Origin of the sequence: Nitrosomonas sp. Nm58, assembly GCF_900107335.1 — a bacterium.
Taxonomy (GTDB): domain Bacteria; phylum Pseudomonadota; class Gammaproteobacteria; order Burkholderiales; family Nitrosomonadaceae; genus Nitrosomonas.
This window is the reverse complement of the sequence record NZ_FNPQ01000088.1, coordinates 1-4,777: the sequence shown is the minus strand read 5'-3', so window position 1 is coordinate 4,777 and position 4,777 is coordinate 1. Positions and strand designations below refer to the sequence as shown.

At 45.3% G+C, this 4,777-nt stretch carries 5 protein-coding genes; all 5 read right to left on the bottom strand.

Going from position 1 to position 4,777, the window contains the following annotated elements:
- The coding region (locus tag BLW34_RS14880) for a hypothetical protein (RefSeq protein ID WP_090581244.1) at window positions 1-543 on the bottom strand (543 nt) is incomplete at its 3' end.
- 90 nt (window positions 544-633) lie between these two features.
- Window positions 634-1,203 (bottom strand): hypothetical protein, encoded by a 570-nt coding sequence (locus BLW34_RS14875; protein WP_090581241.1) that lies wholly within the window; start codon window positions 1,201-1,203, stop codon window positions 634-636.
- A gap of 112 nt (window positions 1,204-1,315) precedes the next feature.
- A complete protein-coding gene (locus tag BLW34_RS14870; RefSeq protein WP_090581238.1) occupies window positions 1,316-2,578 on the bottom strand; it encodes a methane monooxygenase/ammonia monooxygenase subunit B in 1,263 nt (420 codons plus the stop codon).
- Window positions 2,578-3,495, bottom strand: a complete 918-nt coding sequence (locus tag BLW34_RS14865) for a methane monooxygenase/ammonia monooxygenase subunit A (protein ID WP_256203829.1) — start codon at window positions 3,493-3,495, stop codon at window positions 2,578-2,580. The genes BLW34_RS14870 and BLW34_RS14865 overlap by 1 nt, the downstream gene beginning before the upstream one ends.
- 176 nt (window positions 3,496-3,671) lie before the next feature.
- Complete coding sequence (locus BLW34_RS14860; protein ID WP_090544352.1) at window positions 3,672-4,484, bottom strand: methane monooxygenase/ammonia monooxygenase subunit C; 813 nt, start codon at window positions 4,482-4,484, stop codon at window positions 3,672-3,674.
- Between the last annotated feature and the right edge of the window lie 293 nt (window positions 4,485-4,777).

Below are 4,777 nucleotides of genomic sequence, written 5' to 3'. Positions count from 1 at the left end.
TTTATTCTTATTACTGCGCATGAAGAAGAAAGCACCAGCAGCGGCCAGCACGATAGCACCTATGATATAAGGTAGATTCGATTTTCCACCGGCTCCTACTGCGAATGGAAAGCGGGATACATACTCATCCGTCCCACCTCTGATCGTCACCAGCCCCACAAACTTGCCTGGCTCCGGAAAGGAATGCTCAAAAGTAACCGATCCATTCGAATACACTTTAGGTGGTAAATGAAATATCGTTATTTCATCAAGATTCTCTTCCGATCCCGTGTCACGTATTATTCTCACTTCGGTTGCCATAGAACGCAGTTCCTCATTGATATAATCCAGCGCAACAACAGTGCGGCCTACCAAGGGAATATCTTCACAAAACTCCTGCTCTTGTGTGCTCTCAGGTTGATAACCCGTAAAATGCATGGTGTATGGCCCTATTGTTAGCTTACACATGTCCTCAGCCAGCGACAACCCACCATGCGCATGTAGCTGTATTGAATAGGCCATTCCCAGCGCAACAATTAATATTGATTTATAAATAGATTTCATTAAGTTTATGAACATTATTTCCCTCTGCGACGATAATAAATATTTTATTATATGATCAATTCAATGACAAAACACTCACTTTAATCTTCTTCAGCGACGTGAAGTCCGCCATTCACGGAATCGTTTTGATTGTGTCAGTCTATAGATGAGCCATGCCAATAGCAGCAATCCCATTACAGGCGCAATTGAAGCGCGAAGTAGCTTCATATAATCGACCATTTCCACACGTAGCTGGAATTGATATTTTAAAGGTGGAATTCCTTCTGCGGTTACAATGACTGAATATGCCCCCTTTTCCAGCTTACTTATTCCATTAACAACACCGTCCGGATGGTATTCAACAGGTAGCTGCATCACAGTTTCTCCATCTGCTTCACCTCCTCGGGAAACTTTCACTGTAACTGGCATGTTACGCAATGCAGAATCAATTAGATCAATTACTAAATAAGTATCCCCTGCCAATGGGATATCCGTACAATAGTGCCCACTCTCGTCATATTGCGGCTGATAAGCGCTTAGATGCACCATGTTCTCACCTATCTTGCGTACACACGGGTCTTCCTCTAAAGAGACTTTCCCATGGGCGACCGCACTGCCCGCATAAAGCATCGCAACAAGAACGAAAGCCGCAATACCAGCCTGTGTTAATTGCTTTATCACGACAAACTCTCCCGTTAATAATTAAGACAATATGATTTATAAAAAAAACCGGCGCACCTTTCTGTCTCACGACAGCGGTGCACCGGTTGTATTTGTTGCTGCTGACTACTTATTAAAGCTTGGTAAAGACCGGGATAACCGCACCAGCAATACTATTTATATGGCGATTTCCTTCTGCATCCCAAGACATCAGCAATCCACCAAAACGGCTTTCCGGGTCACCCAACAGGGCCATCAAGCGCTGAATTTCCCATAATGCGTCTTTGGCTTCCATTTTGATTTCTTTGGTTTCACCTGGCTGAATTGGTGTTTCATCATCAAAATTCAGACCAATTGCTATCAGTTCCCGAGGGTAGCTCGGATCCAGATATTGACGGCCATGAGCGTTGATGAAACGGATACCGGCTGTGGTGAATTCTCCAAATTTGACTGGACTGTCACCATTATTGGTTACTTCCAAGTTCACACGCAGTGCACGTCCCGGTACGTCATAGTTAGCGTATGTTACGCGAATGGCTACTGGATTAGGTGCAACTGGAAGTGGATCCACTTTCGACTCGCCTGCTTGGATTGGCACCGTGTACGGATGTTTTGTTTCCGTATAACGATAGCTACCCCAGACCAACGCAATGGTCAGTATTGCCATAACGAAGGCAATTTTCTTGTCCATTGGATCTCTCAGGATCTCATCACCATAGGCCAACAATACACGGCTACGCGGCAAGAACATCGGGCGGGCAACAAAGATACCAATCCAGAGACAGCCTAATGTCATCCAGATGATGTGCCAGGTCAGACCATTGGCAAAGTTGAAGGTCTCGGTATCTATTGTTTCTCCCGTCAATAGCTTGATCGGGTTGGTAAAGTCATCCCAGTTACCCGAGATATTCATCCACGCTCCCGGACCTGCAATCGGACCTGCATCTTTCACGTTCAACATTGCGTGCATGTGATGACGGCCTGGAATACGTGCTTTCAGACTGACTTCAACCTGATAGTCACGACCGATTTGCATCGGGCCTGAAATAAACCACGGCTGGCCATTTATTTTGGTGCTCAGACGAACAAACACCGGGCTCGGGCTTCCCACGTTGAAGAAAGCTCGATCTGGCTTGGCTGCCGCAGCTGGCCAATCTTCAGCCAAGTGAAACTTGCCGGTTATTTTGGCAAGATCATTGACTTTGGTAACTTCTGGCGACCATTTAATGTCATACCATTGAACAGTACGCATCCTCAGGAAGGGTTCCTGAGAACGTTCCCCGTGTGCCGCAACCGGTGTAATATCTACTACCATGCTTACTGCCAAGGCTGCTGCTGCGTAAGCGACTCCGTAAAGCCCCATGACGCTTCGTTTGTATATGTTTTTTATATTCATTATTTGATCCCCTGTGCGAAACCTTCTTCACCAAATGCGGTAACGTCATCTCTTTGCACAATACGGCCTCTCTTACCTTTTACATAGTAGAATGCTGTGCAATAAACTTTACCGAGGTACCACCAAACAACGAACATCAACATGGATACAAATGCCGCGAAGAATGCAGCAATAACGGTGGTATGACCACCAAAGGTACGCAGTGAACCTTGCTCAATATGGCGTACGTATTCTGGAGTACCGGTACGAACATAGAGGTGACCCATGTAGTCTGCCATTGAAAGCAATACACCTTCAACAACGACTGGCAAGTGGGTCGGTCCAAAAATTGCCCAGTTGCCTGGATAGAAGAATAAACCAAAGAATCCGCCTCCAACCAGCGCTGTAATCAGCCAGTTACCGGACAGATACAGTGTGAGATCCAACATCAATGCACCTGGGATCATGATGCCTGGTGTCACAAAGTTCATTGGGTAGTGTGACCACCAGTAAAAACCCCAGTAGCGAGTTAGCCATTCTCCAACCAGCAAGCAAACGATACAGAGTGTCGCGCCAAATGGCTGACGATAGTTAACCCAAAGATAATACATAATTGCTGAGCAGTAGGTAATGCCTACAATCGGCGTCACTACCGGCCACCATTGACGATCTTTCCAGTCCATCCAGAAATCCCAGTCACCTGCCAGCAGCATAAAGTGCATGTGATAGGTTCCAACCAAAAGTATGCACAAAATCGGAAAATAGATCAGATCAATTGACCGCGACATGTGGATCGCTTCCTGCGGCATCTTGGCTGCTTTCAGAATGTCATTTGTTTTGAACATGCCCGCCATGTAACCTTCACTTTTTGACAGCAGCGGTACAAACAGAAACAAAACAGGTATAAATAATAATACCCATACTACGCTTTCACTCATAACTCCCTCCCTTTGAAGCTTGTAATATTAAATTTGACATGACGATTCCTTTATTTTTTCAGGTTAATTACTAACGACTAATTTGCATATCCCCATCATAGTCGACTCGCTCTATCTCACCCCCACTTCTGGTCTCCCAGAAGCAGGAATGAAAATCGTCAATCTATAACCTCAAATTAAGGAACAATCCTGTTGTTAAGAATTTCCTTACTTTGGTTATTCCAAACTACGTCCACCAAATTGGAATAGCGGGTGATGATCTGAGCAGCAATACCACCTGCGAACAATCCAGACCAGCCCAGAATCACAAAGCCCCAGTGCAGTGGTGCGCTGAAGAGTTCTTCCATGAACCAGAAAGCATGACCCCATTCGTTCAAGCCTACGTTTGGCAGAATCATGAGGGGACCTGCAATCGCCAATACCAGCGGGAATGAAATACCTCTGCTGTATAATGGCAGGCGGGTCATTGCATACAGGTATGCAGCAACGCCACATACGATGTACATCGGGAAGGAACCATAGAACACCACAACATGGCTAGGTGTAAAACTGGTATCACGAATAATCACTTGGTGCCATGATGCGTCTTGCTCGGTGAAGAAGCTACCGCCCCAGTATACGCCGAAGAGGTATACGCCAAGCCACATCATCCAGTAAAAATAGCGTTTGACTTCCAGTGTTGGATCCAGATTATCCAGTTGCTCTTTGGTATCACGGGTTTTCCAGAGCCAGCCCCAGGTAACCAATGCAAATAGCGGCATAACTGTCATGTGTACGCGCCATAATCCCATCCAAACTCGATCAAATTCAGGCTCCATCGAGTCCATGCCATGTGAATAGGCAAATGACCGTTGGTACCAGATCCAGAAGATCGCTACCAGCAGCATTACACCCATACCAAATTTATACCATTTTGAGTCATACCACAGCGACATGTCATAGCCTCTAGAGCTAGATGCTGCGCTGCTCGTTCCCATTGTAGTTGCCATTTAAACTTCCTCCTGTTTTTTACATTTTAGCTAGAAAAAGTAATATCGTTGCTTGCCAACCATATTACTCACTATCACATCACCCCATAAAGACCTTACTGCCCTCATGGCCTCTGTATAGCGTTCGACTAAACCACTCCTTTTTTTGTTCCAGCTAAAAAGCTTAACGCCCTTTGCTGGCTACACTCTACAGGCTAGTCACCTTAATCACTTTAGTCAAGTAATTTTTCCATATTTGTAGCAGGGGATTTCATAAAAAATAAAATCTATTACTACTTCAATAAGTTGAGTAA

What these genes read in the sequence shown, in the direction of transcription:
- BLW34_RS14870 (WP_090581238.1), bottom strand. Translation starts at nt 2,578, where the DNA reads ATGAATATAAAAAACATATACAAACGAAGCGTCATGGGGCTTTACGGA.
- BLW34_RS14865 (WP_256203829.1), bottom strand. Translation starts at nt 3,495, where the DNA reads ATGAGTGAAAGCGTAGTATGGGTATTATTATTTATACCTGTTTTGTTT.
- BLW34_RS14860 (WP_090544352.1), bottom strand. Translation starts at nt 4,484, where the DNA reads ATGGCAACTACAATGGGAACGAGCAGCGCAGCATCTAGCTCTAGAGGC.